Source organism: Butyricicoccus sp. OF10-2 (assembly GCF_003481925.1).
Lineage (GTDB): Bacteria > Bacillota > Clostridia > Oscillospirales > Butyricicoccaceae > Agathobaculum > Agathobaculum butyriciproducens.
Map to the genome: position 1 here is coordinate 1 of NZ_QUMC01000036.1, position 21,885 is coordinate 21,885.

Annotated in this window: 31 protein-coding genes; all 31 read left to right on the forward strand. The window is 54.7% G+C overall.

All coding sequences use genetic code 11. From position 1 onward, the window contains the following. The first annotated feature begins 1,108 nt into the window (after window positions 1-1,108). Entirely contained in the window at window positions 1,109-1,507 is a 399-nt protein-coding gene (gene rpsH, locus DXB00_RS14500; RefSeq protein WP_110435396.1) for a 30S ribosomal protein S8, read from the forward strand. Between the two features lie 14 nt (window positions 1,508-1,521). Continuing rightward, entirely contained in the window at window positions 1,522-2,067 is a 546-nt protein-coding gene (gene rplF, locus DXB00_RS14505; RefSeq protein WP_110435395.1) for a 50S ribosomal protein L6, read from the forward strand. Window positions 2,068-2,088: 21 nt separating this feature from the next. Then, on the forward strand, window positions 2,089-2,448 hold the full coding sequence (gene rplR / locus DXB00_RS14510; protein ID WP_110435394.1) for a 50S ribosomal protein L18: 360 nt from the start codon (window positions 2,089-2,091) through the stop codon (window positions 2,446-2,448). Window positions 2,449-2,465: 17 nt separating this feature from the next. Beyond that, window positions 2,466-2,969 carry a 30S ribosomal protein S5 gene (gene rpsE / locus DXB00_RS14515; RefSeq protein WP_054326956.1) on the forward strand — a complete coding sequence of 168 codons (504 nt, stop codon included), beginning with the start codon at window positions 2,466-2,468 and terminating at the stop codon, window positions 2,967-2,969. 17 nt (window positions 2,970-2,986) lie between these two features. Further along, window positions 2,987-3,169, forward strand: coding sequence for a 50S ribosomal protein L30 (gene rpmD / locus DXB00_RS14520; RefSeq protein WP_110435393.1), 183 nt, complete (start codon window positions 2,987-2,989; stop codon window positions 3,167-3,169). Window positions 3,170-3,172: 3 nt separating this feature from the next. Next, the gene (gene secY / locus DXB00_RS14525) at window positions 3,173-4,915 is read left to right on the forward strand and encodes a preprotein translocase subunit SecY (protein WP_119215108.1); all 1,743 of its coding nucleotides are present in this window, start codon (window positions 3,173-3,175) and stop codon (window positions 4,913-4,915) included. A gap of 19 nt (window positions 4,916-4,934) precedes the next feature. Beyond that, entirely contained in the window at window positions 4,935-5,564 is a 630-nt protein-coding gene (locus DXB00_RS14530; RefSeq protein ID WP_110435390.1) for an adenylate kinase, read from the forward strand. Between the two features lies 1 nt (window position 5,565). Continuing rightward, on the forward strand, window positions 5,566-6,330 hold the full coding sequence (gene map, locus DXB00_RS14535; RefSeq protein WP_110435389.1) for a type I methionyl aminopeptidase: 765 nt from the start codon (window positions 5,566-5,568) through the stop codon (window positions 6,328-6,330). Next, a complete protein-coding gene (locus tag DXB00_RS14540; RefSeq protein ID WP_110435388.1) occupies window positions 6,330-6,608 on the forward strand; it encodes a KOW domain-containing RNA-binding protein in 279 nt (92 codons plus the stop codon). Before map ends, DXB00_RS14540 begins: the two co-directional genes overlap by 1 nt. Window positions 6,609-6,627: 19 nt before the next feature. Further along, window positions 6,628-6,846, forward strand: coding sequence for a translation initiation factor IF-1 (gene infA / locus DXB00_RS14545; protein WP_110435387.1), 219 nt, complete (start codon window positions 6,628-6,630; stop codon window positions 6,844-6,846). Window positions 6,847-6,949: 103 nt separating this feature from the next. Continuing rightward, window positions 6,950-7,063, forward strand: a complete 114-nt coding sequence (gene rpmJ, locus DXB00_RS14550) for a 50S ribosomal protein L36 (protein WP_031472205.1) — start codon at window positions 6,950-6,952, stop codon at window positions 7,061-7,063. Between the two features lie 313 nt (window positions 7,064-7,376). Further along, a complete protein-coding gene (rpsM, locus tag DXB00_RS14555; RefSeq protein WP_031472203.1) occupies window positions 7,377-7,745 on the forward strand; it encodes a 30S ribosomal protein S13 in 369 nt (122 codons plus the stop codon). A 16-nt stretch (window positions 7,746-7,761) separates the two neighbouring features. Further along, entirely contained in the window at window positions 7,762-8,166 is a 405-nt protein-coding gene (gene rpsK / locus DXB00_RS14560; protein ID WP_031472201.1) for a 30S ribosomal protein S11, read from the forward strand. An 18-nt stretch (window positions 8,167-8,184) separates the two neighbouring features. Continuing rightward, the gene (gene rpsD, locus DXB00_RS14565) at window positions 8,185-8,778 is read left to right on the forward strand and encodes a 30S ribosomal protein S4 (protein ID WP_110435386.1); all 594 of its coding nucleotides are present in this window, start codon (window positions 8,185-8,187) and stop codon (window positions 8,776-8,778) included. 84 nt (window positions 8,779-8,862) lie between these two features. Continuing rightward, entirely contained in the window at window positions 8,863-9,810 is a 948-nt protein-coding gene (locus tag DXB00_RS14570) for a DNA-directed RNA polymerase subunit alpha (protein WP_110435385.1), read from the forward strand. A gap of 179 nt (window positions 9,811-9,989) precedes the next feature. Further along, window positions 9,990-10,334, forward strand: a complete 345-nt coding sequence (rplQ, locus tag DXB00_RS14575) for a 50S ribosomal protein L17 (protein WP_110435384.1) — start codon at window positions 9,990-9,992, stop codon at window positions 10,332-10,334. Between the two features lie 179 nt (window positions 10,335-10,513). Continuing rightward, window positions 10,514-10,897 carry a DUF2500 domain-containing protein gene (locus DXB00_RS14580; protein ID WP_442861136.1) on the forward strand — a complete coding sequence of 128 codons (384 nt, stop codon included), beginning with the start codon at window positions 10,514-10,516 and terminating at the stop codon, window positions 10,895-10,897. Window positions 10,898-10,998: 101 nt separating this feature from the next. Then, the gene (locus tag DXB00_RS14585; RefSeq protein ID WP_119215109.1) at window positions 10,999-11,229 is read left to right on the forward strand and encodes a hypothetical protein; all 231 of its coding nucleotides are present in this window, start codon (window positions 10,999-11,001) and stop codon (window positions 11,227-11,229) included. A gap of 123 nt (window positions 11,230-11,352) precedes the next feature. Continuing rightward, entirely contained in the window at window positions 11,353-12,051 is a 699-nt protein-coding gene (locus DXB00_RS14590) for a copper amine oxidase N-terminal domain-containing protein (RefSeq protein WP_118728795.1), read from the forward strand. 34 nt (window positions 12,052-12,085) lie between these two features. After that, window positions 12,086-12,259, forward strand: a complete 174-nt coding sequence (locus DXB00_RS16500) for a hypothetical protein (protein WP_158578249.1) — start codon at window positions 12,086-12,088, stop codon at window positions 12,257-12,259. 199 nt (window positions 12,260-12,458) lie between these two features. Further along, the gene (rimP, locus tag DXB00_RS14595; RefSeq protein WP_242988106.1) at window positions 12,459-12,923 is read left to right on the forward strand and encodes a ribosome maturation factor RimP; all 465 of its coding nucleotides are present in this window, start codon (window positions 12,459-12,461) and stop codon (window positions 12,921-12,923) included. Between the two features lie 21 nt (window positions 12,924-12,944). Beyond that, complete coding sequence (gene nusA, locus DXB00_RS14600; protein ID WP_110435381.1) at window positions 12,945-14,009, forward strand: transcription termination factor NusA; 1,065 nt, start codon at window positions 12,945-12,947, stop codon at window positions 14,007-14,009. Between the two features lie 22 nt (window positions 14,010-14,031). Further along, window positions 14,032-14,313, forward strand: a complete 282-nt coding sequence (gene rnpM, locus DXB00_RS14605; protein WP_117489855.1) for an RNase P modulator RnpM — start codon at window positions 14,032-14,034, stop codon at window positions 14,311-14,313. Beyond that, complete coding sequence (locus tag DXB00_RS14610) at window positions 14,303-15,097, forward strand: ribosomal L7Ae/L30e/S12e/Gadd45 family protein (protein WP_158581332.1); 795 nt, start codon at window positions 14,303-14,305, stop codon at window positions 15,095-15,097. The genes rnpM and DXB00_RS14610 overlap by 11 nt, the downstream gene beginning before the upstream one ends. A 170-nt stretch (window positions 15,098-15,267) precedes the next feature. Next, entirely contained in the window at window positions 15,268-17,577 is a 2,310-nt protein-coding gene (infB, locus tag DXB00_RS14615; RefSeq protein WP_118728797.1) for a translation initiation factor IF-2, read from the forward strand. A gap of 252 nt (window positions 17,578-17,829) precedes the next feature. Beyond that, complete coding sequence (gene rbfA / locus DXB00_RS14620) at window positions 17,830-18,201, forward strand: 30S ribosome-binding factor RbfA (RefSeq protein WP_110435377.1); 372 nt, start codon at window positions 17,830-17,832, stop codon at window positions 18,199-18,201. Further along, window positions 18,198-18,614, forward strand: coding sequence for a DHH family phosphoesterase (locus DXB00_RS14625; RefSeq protein WP_119215111.1), 417 nt, complete (start codon window positions 18,198-18,200; stop codon window positions 18,612-18,614). Before rbfA ends, DXB00_RS14625 begins: the two co-directional genes overlap by 4 nt. Beyond that, window positions 18,580-19,155 (forward strand): DHH family phosphoesterase, encoded by a 576-nt coding sequence (locus DXB00_RS14630; RefSeq protein ID WP_158581333.1) that lies wholly within the window; start codon window positions 18,580-18,582, stop codon window positions 19,153-19,155. The genes DXB00_RS14625 and DXB00_RS14630 overlap by 35 nt, the downstream gene beginning before the upstream one ends. Beyond that, window positions 19,142-20,059 (forward strand): tRNA pseudouridine(55) synthase TruB, encoded by a 918-nt coding sequence (gene truB, locus DXB00_RS14635; RefSeq protein ID WP_118728799.1) that lies wholly within the window; start codon window positions 19,142-19,144, stop codon window positions 20,057-20,059. Before DXB00_RS14630 ends, truB begins: the two co-directional genes overlap by 14 nt. 151 nt (window positions 20,060-20,210) lie before the next feature. Further along, on the forward strand, window positions 20,211-21,119 hold the full coding sequence (gene ribF, locus DXB00_RS14640) for a riboflavin biosynthesis protein RibF (protein ID WP_110435374.1): 909 nt from the start codon (window positions 20,211-20,213) through the stop codon (window positions 21,117-21,119). 130 nt (window positions 21,120-21,249) lie between these two features. Continuing rightward, the gene (locus DXB00_RS14645) at window positions 21,250-21,771 is read left to right on the forward strand and encodes a hypothetical protein (protein ID WP_110435373.1); all 522 of its coding nucleotides are present in this window, start codon (window positions 21,250-21,252) and stop codon (window positions 21,769-21,771) included. Window positions 21,772-21,885 lie beyond the last annotated feature (114 nt).

A 21,885-nucleotide genomic window follows, 5' to 3' on the forward strand; every position in this document is an offset into this window, starting at 1 on the left:
CGACTGCCGCGCCCCGCGGCGGGGCAAGAGGGTAGACACCTACGGTTTCTACCCTCTTACTCCCGTTTCCCTTTGTTTCTTAGCCCGGCAAAAATCGGAGAGCGGCGACTGCTTCGAAATAAGGGGAACGGCAGAGGATTCTTTCTATCGTAGGGGAGCACAGTGTGCTCCCATTTCTTGCCCTATTCGCAGTGTCAGATAATGTACTGCTACACATACGGTTAAATCTACGCAGGCGCGACATGCCCGTGTCGCGCAACCCTTTGGTGCGTTGTAACGCACGGCACCTACGAATTTGGCTATCTGGGACAATTTATCTTCGCAGGCCCTGCCTGTAACAACGCGCTCACGAATTGTGCGGCACTGTTATGCCGCACTCAGCGTAGATTTAACCGTATGTGTAGCAGTACGCTATCTGTGAACTGCGAAAAGGCGGAGAAAGACACGCTGTGGTAACCCGACTGCCGTTTCCCATTTTCGCAGCGGTCACATGTCGGCAATCTGCGCCAGACCCTCTAAGGGAAAAGGGGAGATTTACAAGAGGGTGGAAACCGCAGGTTGTCTACCCTCTTGTGCGCCCGCGCGGCGTCAGCGCAGTTCCGTTCGCCTCGCAGGCGAAATCCTCTCAAAAAAGAAAATCTCAAAAAATTAAGAAATTTTGAAAAAAACACTTGCGCGATACACCCGGTGTAGTGTATACTAATTACAGTTGCGCAAATGCGTAACCGAATTGCCGCGCAAAGGAGTTTCTCCTGCGCACGCCCATTGGCCATCAACCGGATTTTCCCGGCGTGGTCCCTGGTGCGGTCCAAAAACGGCCGACCTGCCGTTATACCGGGTAATCAAGCAATTTGACTGCAAAACAGGCTAAAACTGCGTAAAAATCAGCACTTTTCCGATTGCAGCCATTGGTTTCTCGTGCTATAATTAACGCTGGTCTGGTTGAGTACTGGACCGGCGATTTTTTATCCCCGCCGCTGTCCGTGGAAGGGCCACGAACAGTGTAAAGAAAAGTGGAGGGCAAACAGACAAATCAGAACCGGATTAACCCACCGGCGCTCGATTGCTGCACTACCCCCAAACTTCTTATATTAAAGGAGAGCATTTTATGCAGATCACTGATCCTATCGCGGATATGCTGACTCGTATCCGCAACGCTGGCAATGCTCGTCATGCCAGTGTGGATGTACCCGCATCCAAGATGAAGAAGGCTATTGCCCAGATCCTGCTCGACGAAGGCTACATCAAGTCTTTCGAGGTTGTAGAGGGCAACACCCAGGGCATTATCCGCATCGCACTGAAGTACGTTGATAACCGCCAGAAGGCTATCACCGGCATCAAGCGTGTGTCCAAGCCGGGCCTGCGTGTATACGCTGGCGCACAGGAGCTGCCGAAGGTACTCCGCGGCCTTGGTATTGCCATCGTTTCCACTTCCAGAGGCGTCATGACCGACAAGAAGGCTCGCGAGCTGAATGTCGGCGGTGAAGTTCTCGCATTTGTATGGTAAGGGAGGTATAAACAATGTCTCGTATTGGTAGAATGCCGATTGCCATCCCGGCCGGCGTTGAAGTCAAGATTGACGGCAGCGTTGTTACCGTGAAGGGCGCTAAGGCAACCCTTACCCGCGAATTTCATCCGAACATGACCATCGCGGTAGAGGGCAACGAAATCCTCGTAACCCGTCCGAACGACGACAAGCACAACCGCGCACTGCACGGCCTCACCCGCAGCTTGGTTCACAACATGGTTGTTGGTGTTACCGAAGGCTTCAAGAAGGAGCTGAGCGTTCAGGGCGTTGGTTACCGTGTCGCTAAGCAGGGCAAGGATCTGGTTATGAACCTCGGCTACTCGCATCAGGTTACCATGAGCGAGGTAGAGGGCATCACGATCGACGTTCCGAACCCGAACACGATCATCATCTCCGGTCCTGACAAGCAGAAGGTTGGCCAGTTTGCAGCGGAAGTCCGCGAGAAGCGTCCGCCGGAACCCTATAAGGGCAAGGGCATTCGCTACGCTGATGAGTATGTCCGCCGCAAGGAAGGCAAGACCGGCGCTAAGAAGAAGTAAGGAAAGGAGAGGCGAAAATAAATGGTTTCGAAGAAGGATTCCAACAAGGCGCGCCTTCAGCGCCACAAGCGCGTACGCGCTAAGATCAGCGGCACCGCTGAGCGTCCCCGTCTGGACGTATTCCGTTCTGCAAAGAACATCTATGCACAGGTTATTGACGATGTAGCCGGTGTAACCCTCGTATCCGCCTCGACTGCAGAGAAGAGCTTTACCGAGTACGGCGGCAACAAGGAAGCAGCCAAGAAGATTGGTCAGATCGTTGCCGAGCGCTGCAAGGCTAAGGGCATTGAGACTGTCGTGTTTGACCGCGGCGGCTATGTGTTCCACGGCCGCGTGAAGGAGCTCGCAGATGGCGCCCGTGAGGGCGGCCTGCAGTTTTAATCGGGAGGAGGTAAAACATGGCTCAGTTTAACAGAAACGATAAGCGTGAGGACGAGTTCTCCGAGAACGTTGTAGCGCTCAACCGCGTTGCCAAGACCGTTAAGGGCGGCCGAATCTTCAAGTTCGCAGCTCTGGTCGTTGTAGGCGACGGCAAGGGTACTGTCGGTTTCGGCCTCGGTAAGGCTTCCGAGGTTCCGGACGCTATCCGCAAGGGCATCGAGGACGCCAAGAAGAACCTCGTTAAGATTTCTCTGAAGGGCACCACCATCCCGCACGAGGTTATCGGCGAGTTCGGTGCAGGCCGCGTTCTGCTCAAGCCTGCTGCTCCCGGTACCGGCGTTATCGCCGGCGGCGCTGTTCGTGCAGTAGTTGAGGCTGCCGGCATCAAGGACATCCGTACCAAGTGCCTGCGTTCCAACAACCCGCAGAACGTTGTTACCGCAACGATGGAAGGCCTGAAGAGCCTGCGCGACGCAGCTCAGGTAGCTGCTGTACGCGGCAAAGCCGTAGAAGAACTGTAAGAAAGGGGTAACTGACAATGGCTAACATGAAGATTACCCTGAAAAAGAGCCTGGCTGGTCGCTTGGAGAAGCACATCGCAACGGCTCATTCTTTGGGGCTTAAGAAGATCAATGACGTAACCGTTCAGCCGGACAACGCGCAGACGCGCGGCAAGGTAAAGCAGATCGGTTACCTGCTCGAAATCGTAGAGGAGGCGTAACCCATGAAGCTGCATGAATTGACGCCTGCCGCAGGCGCTACCAAGCCGGCATACCGTAAGGGCCGCGGCGCTGGTTCCGGCAATGGCAAGACCGCAGGTCGCGGTCACAAGGGCCAGTGGGCCCGTTCCGGCGGCGGTGTCCGTCCGGGCTTTGAAGGCGGCCAGATGCCTCTGGCACGTCGTCTGCCGAAGCGTGGTTTCCACAACATTTTCGGCACCACTTACGCACCGGTCAATGTTTCCGCACTGGAGAAGTTTGAAGACGGCGCTGAGGTAACTGCAGAGATCCTCTGCAATGCCGGCATCGTTAAGAATGCTCTCGACGGCATCAAGATCCTCGGCACCGGCACGCTGACCAAGAAGCTGACCGTTAAGGCAGCTGCTTTCTCGGCTTCCGCAAAGGAGAAGATCGAAGCCGCAGGCGGAAAGGCGAGGTGGTTTAAGGTGTTTCAAACCCTTAAAAACGCCTGGTCTATGCCCGAACTGCGCAAGAAGATGCTGTACACTCTGTTCATCATCCTGATCTTCCGCTTTGGTTCGTGCATTCCGGTTCCGTTTATTGATACCACGCTCCTGTCTCAGTACTTTGAGCAGGCATCGGTAAACGGTTCGATGCTTGGTTATCTGGATATGTTCACCGGCGGTGGTCTGTCTCGTGCGACCATCTTCGCAATGTCCATCACCCCGTATATCAACGCATCCATCATCCTTCAGCTGCTGACTGTTGCCATCCCCGCTCTTGAGCGTATGGTAAAGGACGGCGGCGAGGAAGGCCGTGAGAAGATCGCAAGCTGGACCCGTTACCTCGGCGTTCTGCTTGGTCTGCTCCAGGGCCTGTCCTACTACGCACTGCTTCGCAACGGTTTCGGCGGCAAGACCATGCTGTCCAACACCGGCGCGCTTGCAGCCGTAACCATTATCGTAACTTTCACCGCAGGCACCGCGCTGATCATGTGGATGGGCGAGCATATCACCCAGAAGGGTATCGGCAACGGCATTTCGATCATCCTGTTCGCAGGTATCGTCTCCCGCGGTCCGTCGCTCATGCGTACGCTGGTTAACCTGTTCCAGACCGGCACGAGCGGCATCGTTTCCGGCATTGCAATGATTATCGTCGGTCTTGCGATCGTTGTATTCATCGTTTATATGTCGAACGCAGAGCGCCGCATCCCGGTTCAGTACGCAAAGCGCGTAGTTGGCCGCAAGATGTACGGCGGTCAGTCCACCCACCTGCCGATCAAGGTCAATGCGTCCGGCGTTATGCCGATCATCTTCGCATCGTCCATCCTGTCCCTGCCGCAGACCATTTCGATGTTCTGGCACCCGGAGAGCGGCTCGGTTGGTGCGCATATTCTTAACCTGTTCTCTCAGACCAGCGTGTTCTACATTGTACTGTACGCACTGCTGATCCTCGCATTTGCATACTTCTATGCATCCATCCAGTTCAACCCGATCGAGATCGCCAACAACCTGAAGAAGAACGGCGGCTTCATCCCGGGCTTCCGTCCCGGCAAGCCGACCAGCGACTTCATCACCAAGGCACTCGGCAAGGTCACCTTCGTTGGTGCGCTGTTCCTCGCTGTTGTAGCACTGCTCCCGCTGATCGTAGGCGCAGTAAACTCCAGCCTGAGCAACGTAGCACTGGGCGGCACCTCGGTTATCATCGTAGTAGGCGTTGCGCTTGATACGGTGAAGCAGATGGAAGCACAGATGCTGATGCGTCATCATAAGGGATTCCTGGAATAATTCTGGAGGCTGTGTTCAAATGAATTTAATTCTGCTGGGCGCTCCGGGCGCCGGTAAGGGCACGCTTGCTTCTTACCTGATCGAGCAGATGGGTGTACCGAGCATTTCCACCGGTAACATCCTGCGCGAAGCGATTAAGAACAATACTCCGCTCGGCCAGTCCGCTAAGGAGTATATGGATGCCGGCAAGCTGGTACCCGATGAAGTGGTTATCGGCATGCTGAAGGAGCGTATCGCTAAGCGCGACTGCAAGAGCGGTTTCATCCTCGATGGTTTTCCGCGTACGATTCCGCAGGCGGAAGCACTCGACGAGATTGCTCACATCGACTGCGCTCTGTCCCTTGAGGTTGCAGACGACGTCATCGAAAAGCGCATGACCGGCCGCCGTGTCTGCCTGCGCTGCGGTGCAACCTATCACGTTGAGGCAAATCCGCCGCGTGTGAAGGACGTTTGCGACATCTGCGGCGATAAGCTGGTCATCCGCAGCGATGATCAGGCTGAGGTCGTTCGTCATCGTCTTGAAACCTACCATGAGCAGACTGAGCCGCTCAAGGGCTACTATGAAGCCCAGGGCAAGCTCAAGAGCATCGATGGTGCTCAGGGCATCACCGCTACCGAAAAGTTTGCAGTAGAGGCGCTGGGTCTGTAATATGATTCATATCAAGACGGAAAAAGAGCTTGAAAAAATGCGTGTTGCCGGCCGCCTTACCGCTATTGCGCGTAAGGCGGCGGCAGACGCCGTAAAGCCGGGTGTTACCACTTGGGAGATCGACCGCATCGTCCGCAAGACGATTGAGGATGCCGGCGCCAAGCCGTCCTTCCTCGGCTACGGCGGCTTCCCGGGCAGCGCCTGCGTATCGCTGAATGACCAGGTCATCCACGGTATTCCTTCCAAGCACGCAGTTGTCAAGGAAGGCGATATCGTTAAGGTTGATGTTGGTGCATACATCGGCGGTTTCCACGGCGACTGCGCCTGCACGGTTCCGTGCGGTGAAGTAAGCGAAGAGGCGAAAAAGCTGATCGCTGTAACACGTCAGAGCTTCTTTGAAGGCATTAAATTTGCCCGTGAGGGCTACCGCGTATCGGATATCGGCGCAGCCGTTCAGGCTTACGTCGAGGCCAACGGCTTTTCTGTCGTGCGCGACTACGTCGGTCACGGCGTAGGCGCTGCGCTGCATGAGAGCCCGGAGGTTCCGAACTACGGCAAACCGGGCCACGGCATTCGCCTGCAGCGCGGTATGGTCATCGCGGTAGAGCCGATGGTCAATGTGGGTGTTTACACGGTCAAGGTCCTGCCGGATGGCTGGACGGTTAAGACCAGGGACGGCAAGCTGTCCGCTCACTACGAAAACACCATCGCTATTACGGATGGAGAGCCGGAGATTCTTACGAATATCGACGGCGAAGTGCTGTAATGGCAGAGATTCGTACCGCCGACATTGTGCTGTCGCTGACCGGAAGGGACAGAGGACAGCTGATGCTGGTCGTCGCAGAGGAGGGGGATTTTCTTCTGCTGGCGAACGGACGTGCGCGCCGGGCCGAAAACCCGAAGCGCAAGCGCCGCAAGCATGTGAGCCTGCAGGGCCCATGCGACGAGCGCACACGGCTTAAGCTGCAAAGCGAAAGCCGGCTGACAAACAGCGAGATCCGCAAGGCGCTCGCCCTCTGGACAGGGGACGAGAACGCAAATTGACCGAGGAGGATAAACCACAATGGCAAAAGATGATGTGATTGAGCTCGAGGGTACCGTCGTAGAGGCGCTGCCCAATGCAATGTTTCAGGTAGAGCTTCCCAACGGCCATAAGATTCTGGCGCATATCTCGGGCAAGCTCCGCATGAACTTTATCCGCATTCTTCCCGGCGACAAGGTCACCGTTCAGATGTCGCCTTACGACCTGACCCGCGGTCGTATCACTTGGCGTTCCAAGTAAGATAAAAAGCGGGCGGAGGTACGCATGTGACCTGCGCGCCAGTGGTCGCCGGACAGGTTTCCGGTGTCCCATCCCACCAAAAATTTGATGGAGGTAAAATAACATGAAGGTAAGACCGTCTGTAAAGCCGATCTGCGAGAAGTGCAAGATCATTCGCCGTAAGGGCAAGGTTATGGTTATCTGCCAGAACCCGAAGCACAAGCAGAAGCAGGGCTAAGAGCACCTGACGGTGCTTATAGGGACTTTCAAAAAGTCTATATAGAAAATCAGTTCCAGTAGAAACTGATTTTCGATACCGAAATGACGCGATCCAAGATCGCTGAGTCAAGGTATAAAATGAACGGGCAAAGCTCGTCCATTTTATGATGACTGCAAGCAGTCATCAATAAATGCGCACCCAGGGGTGCGGATCATGGTTTACGCGAGCACGACAAGCACGCACGGCGAGTGCGGCGCTGCAGGAGCGGAGGCGGCTCCTATACTGTGTTTGCAAACACGCCTCAGTGTGTAACTATGGAGGTTATAATAGTATGGCACGTATTGCCGGTGTTGACCTTCCCCGCGAGAAGCGCGTGGAGATCGGCCTGACCTACGTTTTCGGCATTGGCCGCAAAACGTCCAACGAGATCCTTGCTAAGACCGGTATCAATCCGGATACCCGCGTTAAGGACCTGACTGAAGAAGAGGCTGCTAAGCTGCGTGAAGTCATCGAGCGCGACTACAACGTCGAGGGTGACCTGCGCCGTGAGATCGGCCTGAATATCAAGCGCCTGGTTGAGATTGGATGCTACCGCGGCCTGCGCCATCGCCGCGGCCTGCCGGTTCGCGGTCAGCGCACCAAGACCAATGCTCGTACCCGCAAGGGCCCGAAGAAGACCATTGCGAACAAGAAGAAGTAAGGAGGGGAACGTATAAATGGCTAAGGTACAGAAGAAGGGCGCTGCGACCCGTACTCGTCGTCGTGAGCGCAAGAACATTGAAAAGGGCGCGGCACATATCCGTTCCTCTTTCAACAACACGATCGTTACCATTACCGACCTGAACGGTAACGCTATTTCCTGGGCTTCCTCCGGCGAAATGGGCTTCCGCGGTTCGCGTAAGTCCACTCCGTTCGCTGCTCAGACTGCGGCTGAAACCGCTGCTGCTGCTGCAATGGAGCACGGTCTGAAGACTGTTGAAGTATACGTTAAGGGCCCGGGTTCCGGCCGTGAGGCTGCAATCCGTGCACTGCAGGCCGCTGGCCTCGAGGTTACCATGATCAAGGACGTAACCCCGATCCCGCACAACGGCTGCCGTCCGCCCAAGCGTCGTCGAGTTTAATAGAGGAGGAACCAATAAATGGCTAAGAATACCCAGCCCGTTCTCAAGCGCTGCAAGACGCTTGGTCTTTCCCCTGCGGTACTTGGTTACTCCAAGTCCACGAAGCGTCAGCCCAAGCAGAGCCGCCGCAAGCAGTCCGAGTACGGCATGCAGCTGAACGAAAAGCAGAAGGTAAAATTCATCTACGGCGTACTCGAGAAGCAGTTCCATGCTTACTACGAGAAGGCTGAGCGCAAGCAGGGCATCACTGGTGAGATCCTGCTGCAGGAGCTCGAGCGCCGTCTGGACAACGTAGTTTTCCGCATGGGCTTTGCTAACACCCGCCGTGAGGCTCGTCAGCTGGTTAACCATGCACACTTCACCGTAAACGGCAAGCGCGTTAACATTCCGTCTTACCAGGTTAAGCCGGGCGACGTAGTTGCAGTTTCCGAGAAGTCCCGTTCTACCACCAAGTTCAAGTCTCTGCTGGAAGAGAACGGCAAGAAGGCTTGCCCGAAGTGGATCGAGAAGGCTAACGATTCCTTCGAGGGCAAGATCGTTGCGATGCCTGCACGTGACGACATCGACTATGATGTTGCCGAGCACCTCATCGTCGAGCTGTACTCGAAATAATAGACCCTCGCTTTTGGAACAGGCGCGGCGTCTGCTTCGCCTGTTCTATCTTAAGTTTCCAACCAACGTGAAGGAGGGTACCACATGATCGAAATCGAAAAACCGCGTATTGACTGTGAACAGCTCGCGGAGGACGGTTCCTACGGCAAGTTCGTTGTAGAGCCTCTTGAGCGCGGCTACGGCACCACGCTGGGCAACTCTCTGCGCCGCATCCTGCTGTCGTCTCTGCCGGGCACGGCAGCGTCCAGCATCAAGATCGCTGGTGTGCAGCACGAGTTTTCTACGATTCCGGGCGTTAAGGAAGACGTTACCGAAATCGTGCTGAATGTTAAGGGCATTATTGCCAAGCTGCATTGTGATGGTCCCAAGACGGTCTACATCGAGGCCGCCGGCGAGGGCGAGGTCAAGGCTGGCGATATTCATGCAGACGGCGAGGTTGAGATCCTCAACCCGGATCTGCACATCGCTACCCTGATGAGCGACGCGCGTCTGTCCATGGAGATTACGATGACTTCCGGCCGCGGCTATGTTCCGGCTGAGAAGAACAAGCAGCATCAGACCTCCATCGGCGTCATTCCGGTGGATTCGATCTACACGCCGGTTTACAAGGTAAACTACACGGTTGAAAACACCCGTGTACGCGACCTGACCGACTATGATAAGCTGACACTCGAGGTATGGACCGATGCAACCATCAACGCACGCGATGCGGTTTCGCTCGGTGCGAAGGTTCTGCGCGACCACCTCGATCTGTTCGTAGACCTGTCCGAGGAAATCGGCTCCAAGTCCACCGTTGTTGAAAAGGCTGAAGCGCAGCACGATAAGGTGCTTGAAATGACCATTGAGGAGCTTGACTTCTCCGTGCGTTCGTTCAACTGCCTCAAGCGCGCAGGCATCAACACGGTTGAGGACCTCATCAATACCTCTGAGGAGGACATGATGAAGGTTCGTAACCTGGGCCGCAAGTCCCTGGAAGAGGTTATCGGCAAGCTGGAGGCAATGGGTCTCCACCTCGCCAAGTCCGAAGAATAATCTGCGTCTTTCCGCCCGCAGCTTCGTCAGAAGCACGATTGCGTACCTTTGTACGCGGCACGCGCTTCTTCCTTGCTGTGAACGAAAATACTTGATTATTTCAAAGAGGAATTACTTGAACTGTTGCGGCGGTACGATTACCGCGCCGCCGCTTTACTTTAATTTGGAGGTAAACTCACATGGCTAACAATCGCAAGCTCGGCCGTGCTACGGATCACCGTATGGCTATGCTGCGTGCGCTGGTAACCTACCTGCTGGAGAACGGCAAGGTTGAGACCACGCTCGCTCGTGCCAAGGAAGTAGGCCCGCTGACTGAGAAGATGATCACCCTGGGCAAGAAGAACACCCTGGCATCCCGCCGTCAGGCTATGGCTTTCGTAACCAAGGAAGCTGTTGTTGCTAAGCTGTTCTCTGAGATCGCTCCGGAGTACGCTAACCGCAACGGTGGCTACACCCGCATCATCAAGACCGGCCCGCGTCGTGGCGACGCAGCTGAAATGGCGATCATCGAGCTGGTTAAGTAAGTTAAATTTTAACTTCTGACGACTCGATCTGTTCCAAAACAGAAAAATGATCCTAAAAAGTTATCCAGTAGCGTGCTTATTGGATAACCTTTTTCTTTTTGCTTTTTTGCAGCCTGTATGTTACTATGTAGATAAATCGAAAGGCTAAATTCTGTCGAACAGGAAAAGGAGGGCCACAGATGTTTGCAATGCAGATGTTTGATATATTGAGTTTCATCGTCCCCATCATGTTTATTGTCGTATTTGGCATCATCATTTTTTCCATCATACAGGGGATAAGCACATGGCATAAGAACAACAATTCGCCCAGATTGACCGTACCGGCAGTGATCGTTGCAAAGCGGACAGATGTATTACATTACCAGCATGCCAATGCTGGCGACATGAGTGGAGCGCACGGCTTCCACACAACGTCGAGCACGACCTATTATGTCACGTTTCAGGTGGAAAGCGGGGACCGGATGGAGTTCCATGTTTCCGGCTCGGAATATGGTATGCTTGCAGAGGGTGATACCGGCAGACTGACCTTCCAAGGGACGCGGTATCTGTCGTTTGAGCGATAGTTTTTATTCGAGAGGGGACTGCGTATGCCGGAAAATATTCAAATAATCTGTTTGGTGCGGCTGTCTGCGGTCTGCTGATCGGTGTGGAGCGGCGAGAAAAAATGCAGGTGACCGAGCTTGCGGTCGGTCTGACAGACGGCAAAGGCGAACTTGTGCGTCTGTACGACTGGCTGGCACAGAGGAAAATCACCGTGCGCGAGATCAATCTCAAGCGGAAGGAAGGCAATTCGGTAAAAATTGTGCTATATATCGCCATGCCGCGGCATTTCGATAAAGCGGATTTCCTGCGGCTGCAGGAGGACATTCTGGGTGTGCAGTCGGTTGAGATATAAACGGAATAGCAAAGCCGTTCGGCAGAAATGCCGGACGGCTTTTGTGCTGATTGAATAATATAGCATTGAAATATAAGGAATTGTTTGGTATACTATAACAAACAAATAAAGGGAGGTCACAATATGAAAAAGAGAATCCCCGCAATCATCCTGATGTTTGCCCTGTTCCTGACCACATCCTATGCGGCAAACACTTATCGCAAGACGATCACCGTCACGTCCGGCGTCAATGTGGAATTTAACAACGAAGCAATCGACATGACAGACGCCAACGGTAAAGCGGTCGAGGCGTTTATCTACAACGGCACAACCTATGTGCCGATTCGTGCGGTGTCGAATGCGTTCGGCGCGGATATCGGCTACGACCGCAATACGCAGACGATTTCGATTTATGATGATTTCACAGAAATTGTTACAGCAGCGTATAAGTTGGAGCGTACAATTACCATATGCAGAGGAGAACTTGATCTTTATAATGAATCAATCAACGCGAATTTATTTACAATAAATCCAGCAACAAGAAATCCGGATAGTGAAGCTCTTATTAGCCGGAACGAGAAAATGTTACAGACATTGCAAAAGGAAAATATCAACTATTCGCTTTTGGAAGAAGAACTATTGCCGCTTTATAATGAGTTTATTCCGGCATATAGAAATGCAGTAAAGAATTATACAGCAATGTATAATCAAAAGAGTTATTCTAATATGAATTTGTGGAGTGCTTTTTCTCGTAGTGAAAACGAAGCAAATGTAAATGGTATTAGTTATAGTGTTGAGTTGGAATCTTTTTATGATTCGTTCAACTGGCGTGAATTTAAGTAATTGGCAGTTGGAATAAAAAAAGGAGATAGAGATTATGTACCTGAAAGCGACCTTATTCACCATATTAGGCTGGTTTATCGGCCTGATACTGGATGCAAACATCGATTTCGGTGACCCAATGGGTTTCCTCAGTCTGCGCATCCTGTTTCCCATCTTGGCCATGGGACTGTGCATCCTGCATGAGCTGAGACACGGCAGCAGCCGCTAATCCGCAAAATTTGCGGCTCACACGCCTAAATTTGTGCATTTTCACGGTAAAAACGGATATTTTTATTGCAAAAACGCTTGCAATGTACGGCAATGCGTGATATACTATCAGTGTAAGATGATAAGTAACCGTAAGGAGTGGCCAAGTGCCACTCCTTACGCTTTGCTCGGAGAAAATTTTTCAGTAAGGAGGGACGGCTTTGCAGGCAAAGCAGATCGTAGCCCGCGTAGAGGAACTGGTAAAGCCTTTGTGTGAACAGGCTGGTGTTTCCCTGTGGGATGTGGAGTTTGAAAAAGAGGGCGGACAGTACATGCTGACCGTCACCGTGGATCGTCCGGAAGGCGTTAATATCGACCAGTGCGAGCAGGTTTCGCGCGCACTCGATCCCATGCTGGATGAAAAGGAATTTGACGATATGCCGTCCTACACGCTGTGTGTTTCCTCGGCCGGTATGTCGCGCCGCCTCAAGCGCCCGGAGCATTTCCAGGCGTTCATGGGTCAGACCGTCGAAGTCGGCTTCTACAAGCCGATGAACGGTATGAAGCAGATCGAGGGCACACTCGCTGGCTATGACAACGGCGCTGTAACGCTGGAAGTGAACGGCGAGACCACTGTATACGAACCCAAAGACATTGCCGCAGTTCGACTGGCGGTAGAGATATAAGAAGGAGCTGAGTTGGAAAAAATGGTTAACGCAGAATTTTTTGACGCGCTGGAACAGCTGGAAAAGGAAAAAGGCATTCCGGTAGACTATATGCTCGACCGTGTAGGTCAGGCGCTGATCACCGCCTACAAGCGCGATAACGACGGCATGACCGATAATGTTTATGTTGAGCCGGACCGCGACAAGAAGACCATTCACATGTTTGTCCGCAAGACGGTTGTCAAGGCGGAGGACCTGTACGAGCCGTACGAGGAGATCACCCTCGAGGAGGCTGCCGAGTACAAGAATAACCCGATGGTAGGCGATATCATTGATATCGACATCCCGACCAAGTCCTTCGGCCGCATTGCGGCCCAGACTGCAAAGCAGGTTATCATTCAGGGCATCCGCGAGGCAGAGCGCGGCATGGTTATCTCCGAGTTCGAGAGCAAGGAACACGAGATCCTCAACGGCGTGGTTGCCCGCATTGATCCGCGCTCCGGCACCGCTTATCTGGATGTTGTTTCCGGCGGTGAGAAGAGCGAGGCTGTTCTGGCGGCTTCCGAGCAGGTGCGCGGTGAGGTCCTGACCGAGGGTCAGCGCCTGAAGGTTTATCTCATTGAGGTCCGCCGCGGCACCCGCGGCCCGCAGGTCGTTGTTTCCCGCACCCACCCGGGTCTGGTTAAGCGTCTGTTTGAGCTGGAGGTGCCGGAGATCCACTCCGGTATCGTCGAGGTCAAGTCCATCGCGCGTGAGGCAGGCAACCGCACCAAGATCGCTGTTGTTTCCCACGATGAGAACGTGGATCCGATCGGCGCATGCGTTGGTACCCGCGGTGCGCGTGTTGCCAACATCACCGGCGAGCTGAACGGCGAGAAGATCGACATCATCAAGTGGAACGAGGATATGGCGCAGTTTGTTTCTGCGGCACTCGCTCCGGCTGATGTTATCAATGCCACCATGCAGGCAGACAACAAGTCCTGCCGTGTCATCGTTCCGGACGATCAGCTGTCCCTCGCTATCGGCAAGGAAGGCCAGAACGCGCGTCTGGCTGCCAAGCTGACCGGCTGCAAGATCGATATCGCTCCTGAGTCTCAGGGCGAATAAGCAAGCGGAGGTGCGGCAGAATATGGTACAGAAGAAGATTCCCATGCGGCAGTGCCTCGGCTGCCGTGAAATGTTCCCGAAACGGGAGCTGATCCGCGTGGTGCGTTCGCCGGAAGGCGAGCTTTCGCTGGATTTCAAGGGCAAGGCACCCGGCCGCGGCGCATACCTGTGCGGCAAGCCGGAATGTCTGAAAAAGGCCCGCAAGAGCCGAGCGATCGAGCGTGCGCTCAGTGTAGAGGTGCCCGAGTCGGTCTATGACCAGCTTGAGCAGCAGATGGAACAGGAGGGTGCAAATGGCAACTGATCCGGTTCTGAGAATGCTCGGTCTGGCACGCCGTGCCGGCAAGCTGGCCTACGGTGACGAGCTGGTGCGCGAAGCGTGCTTCGACCACAAGACCCGCTGTGTGTTCATCGCGGGCGACGCAGGCGCAAATGCAGCGAAAAAGGCCGCATTTTACGCCGATAAGGCCAATGTGCCGTGCGTAACGCTGCCGCACGGCAAGCTGGAACTCGGCAGCGCGATCGGCAAGGCAGGCTGCGCGATGTGCGCGGTAGCGGACATCGGCATGGCGGCAGCAGCCGTAAATAAGCTGGCGGAGCAGGATCCTGCATACGCCGAAGTGGCGCAGCAGCTTAGCGAAAAAAACGCAAAGATCCAGTCCCGCAGGGGCGTCAAAAAGCATAAGGATAAGGCGGAAAAGACCGAGGAAGCGCCGGTCAAGACCGAAAAATCGGCAGAGGAGAAGCCCAAGCGCACCTACCGTAAGCCGTCCGGCGATCGCCCGTTCCGCAAGGAAGGCGACCGTCCGTATCGCAAGAATGACGGCGAAAAGCGCCCGTTCCGCAAGGACGGTGAATATCGTCCGTATCGCAAGAATGACGGCGAGAAGCGTCCGTTCCGCAAGGACGGTGAATATCGTCCGTACCGCAAGAACGACGGAGAGAAGCGTCCGTTCCGCAAAGACGGCGAACGCCGCCCGTACCGTAAAAGCGGTGCCGGCAAGCCGAGCTTCAACAGCGGCAAGCGCAGCTCCGCAATAAAACGTAATTTCCCGCGCCGCAGCGCGCATTCCAATAGCAAAGCATAGCTTTGCATCAAATGTGCGAGCTTTGCCCGTGCATTTGATACCAGAGCGGAGAAAAGTTTTGACACAGGAGGAACTTTTCGCAGCTTTGGACGTATCCGAACATTGTTCGGTACGTCCTCTCTCGTTCAAAACCGTGGTTTTGAACGAAGTGTGTAAGGAGGTTATTGCCCATGGCATTAGACAATAAATATCGGGTACACGAGGTCGCAAAGGACTTCGGCGTATCCACCAAGGAGATCACCGAAATCCTGACGAAGTATCGCTCTGCACCGAAGAATCACATGCAGGTGCTTGACGATACCGACCTGTCGGTCATTTTCGAGTATCTCACCCAGCATAATCAAGTAAGTGACATGGAAGGTACGCTGAACGCACAGGGCGCATCCCGCAAGAAGCCGGAGCAGTCCAAGGCGGAAACCAAACAGCAGACCGAGTCCAAGAGAGAGGAGCCTATCGTGCAGCAGCAGCCGACACAGAGCAAGGTAAAGCAGGTTCACCGCATTGACACCCGCGGCACCGGCGACGTAAACCTTGCAAAATATGATGATCATGTAGATAAGCTGGTTGACGCAAAGGCCGAGCGAATGGAGTCCAAGGGCAGCAAGAAGCAGAAGCTGACCAAGAAGTCTGACCAGCGCTCCAAGCCGTTCGGCAACAAGCGCCGTCAGGAGGAGCAGGAGAAGATGCGCCGCCTGCAGCGTCAGCAGCAGATGGCAGCACTTAAGAAGATTCCGGTTAAGGTAATGATTCCGGAGGAGATTTCCGTCGGTGAACTGGCTTCCCGTATGAAGCGCACCGCAGCGGATGTTATCAAGGGTCTCATCAAGCTGGGCGTTATGGCGTCCATCTCTGAGGTGATCGACTACGATACCGCAGCCATCGTTGCAGAGGAAATGGGCTGCAAGGTTGAGAAGGAAGTACACGTTACCATCGAGGAGCAGCTGTTCGATGAGCACGAGGACAAGGAAGAAGAGCTGCAGCCGCGCGATCCGGTCGTTGTTGTTATGGGTCACGTTGACCACGGCAAGACCTCTCTGCTCGACGCGATCCGCAAGACCAAGGTCATCGAGGGCGAGGCCGGCGGCATTACCCAGCACATCGGCGCATACCGCGTTGAGGTTGGCGGCAAGCCGATCACCTTCCTCGATACCCCGGGTCACGCTGCGTTTACCTCCATGCGTGCACGCGGTGCGCAGGTAACCGATATCGCCATTCTGGTCGTAGCAGCCGATGACGGCGTTATGCCGCAGACCATCGAGGCGATCAACCACGCCAAGGCAGCAAACGTGCCGATCATCGTTGCCGTAAACAAGATCGACAAGCAGGGTGCAAACCCGGATCGTGTTCTGCAGCAGCTGACCGAGTACGAACTGGTACCGGAGGAATGGGGCGGTCAGACCATCGTCTGCAACATCTCCGCAAAGTTCGGTCAGGGCATTGACAACCTGCTCGAAATGGTACTGCTGACCGCTGAAATGGCTGACCTCAAGGCAAACCCGAACCGCAAGGCGCACGGTACCGTCATCGAGGCAAAGCTGGATAAGGGCCGTGGCCCGGTTGCAACCCTTCTGGTACAGAACGGCACCCTGCATGCAGGCGATACCGTTATCGCGGGTACCTCTGTCGGCCGCGTTCGCGCAATGACCAACGACGACGGCAAGAAGATTGAGTCCGCAGGCCCGTCTGTTCCGGTCGAGATTATCGGTCTGGCTGAGGTTCCGGGTGCAGGCGACATCTTTGACGCCGTAGACGACGAGAAGATGGCTCGTGAGCTGGTTGAGCAGCGCAAGGACAAGGAGAAGGAAGAGCGCAACAAGCTGTTCCACAAGGTAACGCTCGATAACCTGTTCGATTCCATCCAGCAGGGCGAGATGAAGGAGCTGAATATCATCGTCAAGGCAGACGTTCAGGGCTCTGTCGAGGCGGTTCGTTCCTCTCTCGAGAAGCTGACCAACGAAGAGGTTCGCGTGCGCGTTATCCACGGTGCCGTTGGCGCCATCAACGAGTCCGACGTTATGCTGGCTGCCGCTTCCGGCGCGATCATTGTTGGCTTTAACGTTCGTCCGGACCGCACCGCTACCGACTCCGCTGCACAGCAGGGCGTTGATATGCGTATGTACCGCGTTATTTATGATGCCATCGAGGAGATGGAGCAGGCCATGAAGGGCATGCTCGAGCCGAAGTTCAAGGAAGTTGTTCTCGGCCACGCAGAGGTTCGTCAGGTGTTCAAGATCACCGGCGCAGGTGCGGTTGCAGGCTGCTATGTACAGGACGGCAAGATTCAGCGTAACGCTGAGGTTCGCGTAGTCCGTGACGGCATCGTATTCCACGAGGGCCACCTGAATACCCTCAAGCGCTTCAAGGACGATGTGAAGGAAGTTGCAACCTCTTATGAGTGCGGCATGAGCATCGAGAACTACAATGATATCAAGGAAGGCGATATCATTGAGTGCTTTGTTATGGAAGAAGTGAAGCGGTAAAACCGCTTCTTCTAAGGGGGACGCTGTCCCCCTTAGATACCGCCAAAGTTCCCGAGGAAACTTTGGCGGATATCCCCCTCGCCTTTGCATGGCAAAGGCGGTTCTGGACACGCGTCCAGAAGCAGTGGTATAAAAGTCCGGCGGAGCTGGACTTTTATGGGGGGATTGAATCACGCACTGCGGTGCGTGTGAAAATGCTTATCGCATTTTCTGTACAAGCAGATTTTAATCAATCCTCAAAGGAGGAAAGTTATGTCTACTCGAATTGATCGTATTTCCGAAGAAGTGATGAAGGCTCTGGCAGAGGCGATGCGCTCTGTTAAGGACCCGCGTGTACAGGAGGCTATGGTTTCCGTGGTACACTGCGATGTTACCAACGATCTGCGTTATGCGAAGTGCTATATTTCCGTACTCGGCAGCGAGCAGCAGACCAAGGACGTGATGAAGGGCCTGAAGTCTGCGGCAGGCTGGCTGCGCCGCGAGGTTGGCCACAAGGTACAGCTGCGCTACGCGCCGGAGCTGGTATTTGAGCTGGATCAGTCCATCACCCACGGTGCACACATCTCCGAGGTGCTGCACGAGCTGAAAAATGAAGGCAAGCTGGGAGAGGAGGACGCAGAATGATCGTTGACGTTGCTGGCGCTGCTGCTGCGCTGCAGGCAGCGGACGACATTCTCATCCTGACTCACCGCAGACCGGACGGCGACACGGCAGGCTGTGCCGGTGCGCTCTGCCGCGGTCTGCAGCAGATTGGCAAGCGCGCATATATTCTGGAAAATCCGGAGATTACCAGGCGTTATGCGCCGCTGATCGTGCCGTATTATCCGCCGGAGGATTTCGTTCCGGCGTATGTGGTTTCGACTGATATCGCTGAGGAGAAGCTGTTTCCGGACACGGCCGAGCCGTACAAGGGCAAGGTCGATTTGGTCATTGACCATCACGGCTCGAACGACGGCTTCGGCAAAAAAACCTCATCCGGCCGGATGCAGGCGGCTGTGCGAGGTGCTGTACGATGTGCTGACCGCGCTCGGCGTTAAGTTCACGGCCGACATTGCAGAGTGCATTTATATCGGTGTTTCGACCGATACGGGCTGCTTTAAGTTCTCGAATACGACCGCGCATTCGCATGCGGTAGCGGCGGCCTGCCTGACTGCCGGTATCGACGGCGGTGAGATCAACCGCGTGCTGTTTGAGACCAAATCGCGTCCGCGTTTTGAGATGGAGCGCATTGTATTTGATACGATGGAGTTCCACGAGAACGGCGCGATCGCGGTTGCCGTGCTCTGGCGCAGGGATATCGACCATGCAGGCGCGGATATGGACGATCTGGACTCGATTGCATCGCTCACGCGCCAGATTGAGGGCGTACAGATCGGCATCACGCTGACCGAGAAGCCGGACGGTACGGTTCGCGTTTCCGTCCGCACCACCAAGGAGATGGACGCGGCTGCTATCTGCAAGAAGGTCGGCGGCGGCGGTCATGTCCGTGCGGCAGGTGCAAGCTTCACCTGCCGCATGGCGGAAGCCAAGGCTGCTATGCTGAAGGCGGCAGAGGAGCAGTTTCATGCAGCAAAGTGACCTGAACGGCATCCTGCTGATGAACAAGCCGCAGGGCTTTACCTCACATGACGTGGTAGCCAAGCTGCGCGGCATTCTGCATACGCGCAGGATCGGTCACGGCGGCACACTGGACCCGATGGCGACCGGTGTTCTGCCGGTATTTGTCGGCGGTGCGACCAAGGCGGCCGATTTTGCCGCAGCGCAGGATAAGGAATACGTTGCCGGGTTTACGCTCGGCTACTGCACAGATACGCAGGATGTCACCGGCGAAATGCTCCAGACCAGCGAACGCTATGCCGCGGAATACGCAGTAAAGCAGATGGTGCGGCGCTTTATCGGTCCGCAGCAGCAGGTGCCGCCCATGTACTCGGCGGTCAAGGTGAACGGCCAGAAGCTGTACGACCTGGCCCGCAAGGGCAGGGAAGTCGAGCGTCCGGCACGCGATATCATTGTGCACGAAATGGACCTGCTCGACTTCGATGAGAATGCCCAGAAGGGCACGCTGCGGTGCAAGGTCAGCAAGGGCACCTATGTCCGCACACTGGTCAATGACCTTGGCGAAAAGCTGGGCACGCTGGCCGTGCTGCACAGTCTGGAGCGCACCCGTTCGGGCGCGTATGAGCTGGCGCAGTGCCATACCTTTGCCGAGTGTGAGCAGGCAATGGCAGAGGGCACCATGCAGCAGCTTCTGCTGCCGACCGACAGCCTGTTTACCGATAGACCCGCCGTTTCGCTCACCGACGAGGGCGCAGAGCGCATTGCGAGAGGCGCAGTCGTATTTCCGCGCCAGACCGACAGCCTGCCGGAAACCGCAGATACCATCTGCCGTGTGTACCATCAGGATAAATTCCTCATGCTCGGTCAGGTGAGAGAGCTGGATAAGGGCGGTTTGGGTCTGTTTGTATACAAAAACTTCCGATAAGTTTTTGCATACAAACAGAAATGGAGAATTGAAAATGGAAAATGGATAATGAAGGTATCGCGCCTTGCGCGATGATTTAATAAGCGCGAAGCGCCGCATTCATTCTCAATTCTCAATTTTCAATTATCAATTTTTTCAGGGGGATTCCCTTATGATAGAAGTTACAAAGCCACGTGCCATCGCGCTCGGCTACTTTGACGGCGTGCATCTGGGCCATCGGGCGCTCATGCAGCGTGCGGTCGAGCGTGCCAAGCAAATCGGCGGCACGAGTGCGGTTTTCACGTTTGATGTGCATCCGGATTCGGTTGTCATGGGCCGTCAGGTGCCGCTGCTGACCGCAAATGCATATCGCACCGAGGAGATCAAAAAGCTCGGCGGTGTGGACGAGGTTATTTTCGGCCACTTTGACCATGAAATGCAGCACATGGACTGGCGCGATTTTATCCACAAGCTGCTCATCGGTCGCTTCAATGCGGGCTGGATCATCTCGGGGCGCAATAACCGTTTCGGCTATAAGGGGCAGGGCAACGCAGAAGGCATGGCTATCGAGTGCGAAAAGGCTGGCATCGGCTATGACTGCATCGAGGATGTCAAGATTGACGGCATTGTGGTGTCCTCCACCTATATTCGTCAGCTGATTTCGCAGGGCGATATGGAAGGTGCGGCTAAGTTTCTCGGTCATCCGTATACGGTTTCCGGTATTGTGGAGCACGGACGACGTGTCGGCACAAGCGTGCTGCAGGTGCCGACGGTCAATCTGCGTCTGCCGACCGAAATGGCGATGCCGCCGTACGGCGTGTACGCAACCCGCGTTCTGGTGGACGGACAGAGCTATATCGCAGCGACCAATATCGGTGTAAAGCCGACATTTTTAGACGGCGGTGCACCGACCATCGAGCCGCATCTGCTCGACTTTGCGGGCGATTTGTACGGCAAGATGATCCATGTGGAGCTGCATAAGTTCCTGCGTCCGGAAATGCAGTTTGAATCGGTGGAGGCGCTCAAGACCGCCATCGAGGAAAATGTGCAGCAGACCAGAGAATTTTTTAAAGAGAAATAAGAAAAGGCGGTATCGCTGCATAGCGGTACCGCCTTTCTGTATCTCAGGGAACAATTTGGTTGACAATCAAGGGATCGTTCGGTATCATCAAGGTACAAGAATAAGGATAGAGAATCGGGAGGAAGACAATATGAAGAAATCGGTCAAATGTGCAGTGACAGCGGCGCTGCTCCTTCTGCTTTGTGCGGTTGGGATCTATGGCATATTCTTTGCACCACGGAAGATCGGCTGTGCAGTCGATGATTCGTTTTCGTGGAAGGCGTACAGCTATACGCCGGTGACGAGCAAAACGATTTATAACTATGCGTTCCCGTCCGAAGAAATTACACTTTCTGCGGAAAATCGGGAGACGATCGTGCAGCTGCTTGCAGACAGTAAGGGCAAGCGGCGCTTTCCGGGCAGATGGACACCGTACGGCACGAATACCAGGATTCCGTGCGTCGTTGCAGTGCAAATAGACAGCGCGGAAGCAGATTATATGCTCTTTCTGTGCAGGAATGATTCGGAAGAGTTGCTGCTGCTGAAAACAGAACTACATGGCAAGGACAGATGGTATACGCTGGAGAGTCCGGCGCTTGCGGCGGCTCTGAATACCCTGTATCCGTATGATACCACAGGCAGCACTGTAACGCATACTGTCGGAACAAACTAAAAAAGCTGCGGGTTAAAACCGAGATCTTAGAGGCTGTCGAAAAACTCCGTTTTTCGAGCAGCCTCTCGATTGAAACCACGCTTTCAATCGAATCTTGACGAAAAGCCGCGCCCT

Coding starts and splice junctions, on each gene's coding strand:
- rpsH (WP_110435396.1), top strand. CDS start 1,109: ATGCAGATCACTGATCCTATCGCGGATATGCTGACTCGTATCCGCAAC.
- rplF (WP_110435395.1), top strand. CDS start 1,522: ATGTCTCGTATTGGTAGAATGCCGATTGCCATCCCGGCCGGCGTTGAA.
- rplR (WP_110435394.1), top strand. CDS start 2,089: ATGGTTTCGAAGAAGGATTCCAACAAGGCGCGCCTTCAGCGCCACAAG.
- rpsE (WP_054326956.1), top strand. CDS start 2,466: ATGGCTCAGTTTAACAGAAACGATAAGCGTGAGGACGAGTTCTCCGAG.
- rpmD (WP_110435393.1), top strand. CDS start 2,987: ATGGCTAACATGAAGATTACCCTGAAAAAGAGCCTGGCTGGTCGCTTG.
- secY (WP_119215108.1), top strand. CDS start 3,173: ATGAAGCTGCATGAATTGACGCCTGCCGCAGGCGCTACCAAGCCGGCA.
- DXB00_RS14530 (WP_110435390.1), top strand. CDS start 4,935: ATGAATTTAATTCTGCTGGGCGCTCCGGGCGCCGGTAAGGGCACGCTT.
- map (WP_110435389.1), top strand. CDS start 5,566: ATGATTCATATCAAGACGGAAAAAGAGCTTGAAAAAATGCGTGTTGCC.
- DXB00_RS14540 (WP_110435388.1), top strand. CDS start 6,330: ATGGCAGAGATTCGTACCGCCGACATTGTGCTGTCGCTGACCGGAAGG.
- infA (WP_110435387.1), top strand. CDS start 6,628: ATGGCAAAAGATGATGTGATTGAGCTCGAGGGTACCGTCGTAGAGGCG.
- rpmJ (WP_031472205.1), top strand. CDS start 6,950: ATGAAGGTAAGACCGTCTGTAAAGCCGATCTGCGAGAAGTGCAAGATC.
- rpsM (WP_031472203.1), top strand. CDS start 7,377: ATGGCACGTATTGCCGGTGTTGACCTTCCCCGCGAGAAGCGCGTGGAG.
- rpsK (WP_031472201.1), top strand. CDS start 7,762: ATGGCTAAGGTACAGAAGAAGGGCGCTGCGACCCGTACTCGTCGTCGT.
- rpsD (WP_110435386.1), top strand. CDS start 8,185: ATGGCTAAGAATACCCAGCCCGTTCTCAAGCGCTGCAAGACGCTTGGT.
- DXB00_RS14570 (WP_110435385.1), top strand. CDS start 8,863: ATGATCGAAATCGAAAAACCGCGTATTGACTGTGAACAGCTCGCGGAG.
- rplQ (WP_110435384.1), top strand. CDS start 9,990: ATGGCTAACAATCGCAAGCTCGGCCGTGCTACGGATCACCGTATGGCT.
- DXB00_RS14580 (WP_442861136.1), top strand. CDS start 10,514: ATGTTTGCAATGCAGATGTTTGATATATTGAGTTTCATCGTCCCCATC.
- DXB00_RS14585 (WP_119215109.1), top strand. CDS start 10,999: ATGCAGGTGACCGAGCTTGCGGTCGGTCTGACAGACGGCAAAGGCGAA.
- DXB00_RS14590 (WP_118728795.1), top strand. CDS start 11,353: ATGAAAAAGAGAATCCCCGCAATCATCCTGATGTTTGCCCTGTTCCTG.
- DXB00_RS16500 (WP_158578249.1), top strand. CDS start 12,086: ATGTACCTGAAAGCGACCTTATTCACCATATTAGGCTGGTTTATCGGC.
- nusA (WP_110435381.1), top strand. CDS start 12,945: ATGGTTAACGCAGAATTTTTTGACGCGCTGGAACAGCTGGAAAAGGAA.
- rnpM (WP_117489855.1), top strand. CDS start 14,032: ATGGTACAGAAGAAGATTCCCATGCGGCAGTGCCTCGGCTGCCGTGAA.
- DXB00_RS14610 (WP_158581332.1), top strand. CDS start 14,303: ATGGCAACTGATCCGGTTCTGAGAATGCTCGGTCTGGCACGCCGTGCC.
- infB (WP_118728797.1), top strand. CDS start 15,268: ATGGCATTAGACAATAAATATCGGGTACACGAGGTCGCAAAGGACTTC.
- rbfA (WP_110435377.1), top strand. CDS start 17,830: ATGTCTACTCGAATTGATCGTATTTCCGAAGAAGTGATGAAGGCTCTG.
- DXB00_RS14625 (WP_119215111.1), top strand. CDS start 18,198: ATGATCGTTGACGTTGCTGGCGCTGCTGCTGCGCTGCAGGCAGCGGAC.
- truB (WP_118728799.1), top strand. CDS start 19,142: ATGCAGCAAAGTGACCTGAACGGCATCCTGCTGATGAACAAGCCGCAG.
- ribF (WP_110435374.1), top strand. CDS start 20,211: ATGATAGAAGTTACAAAGCCACGTGCCATCGCGCTCGGCTACTTTGAC.
- DXB00_RS14645 (WP_110435373.1), top strand. CDS start 21,250: ATGAAGAAATCGGTCAAATGTGCAGTGACAGCGGCGCTGCTCCTTCTG.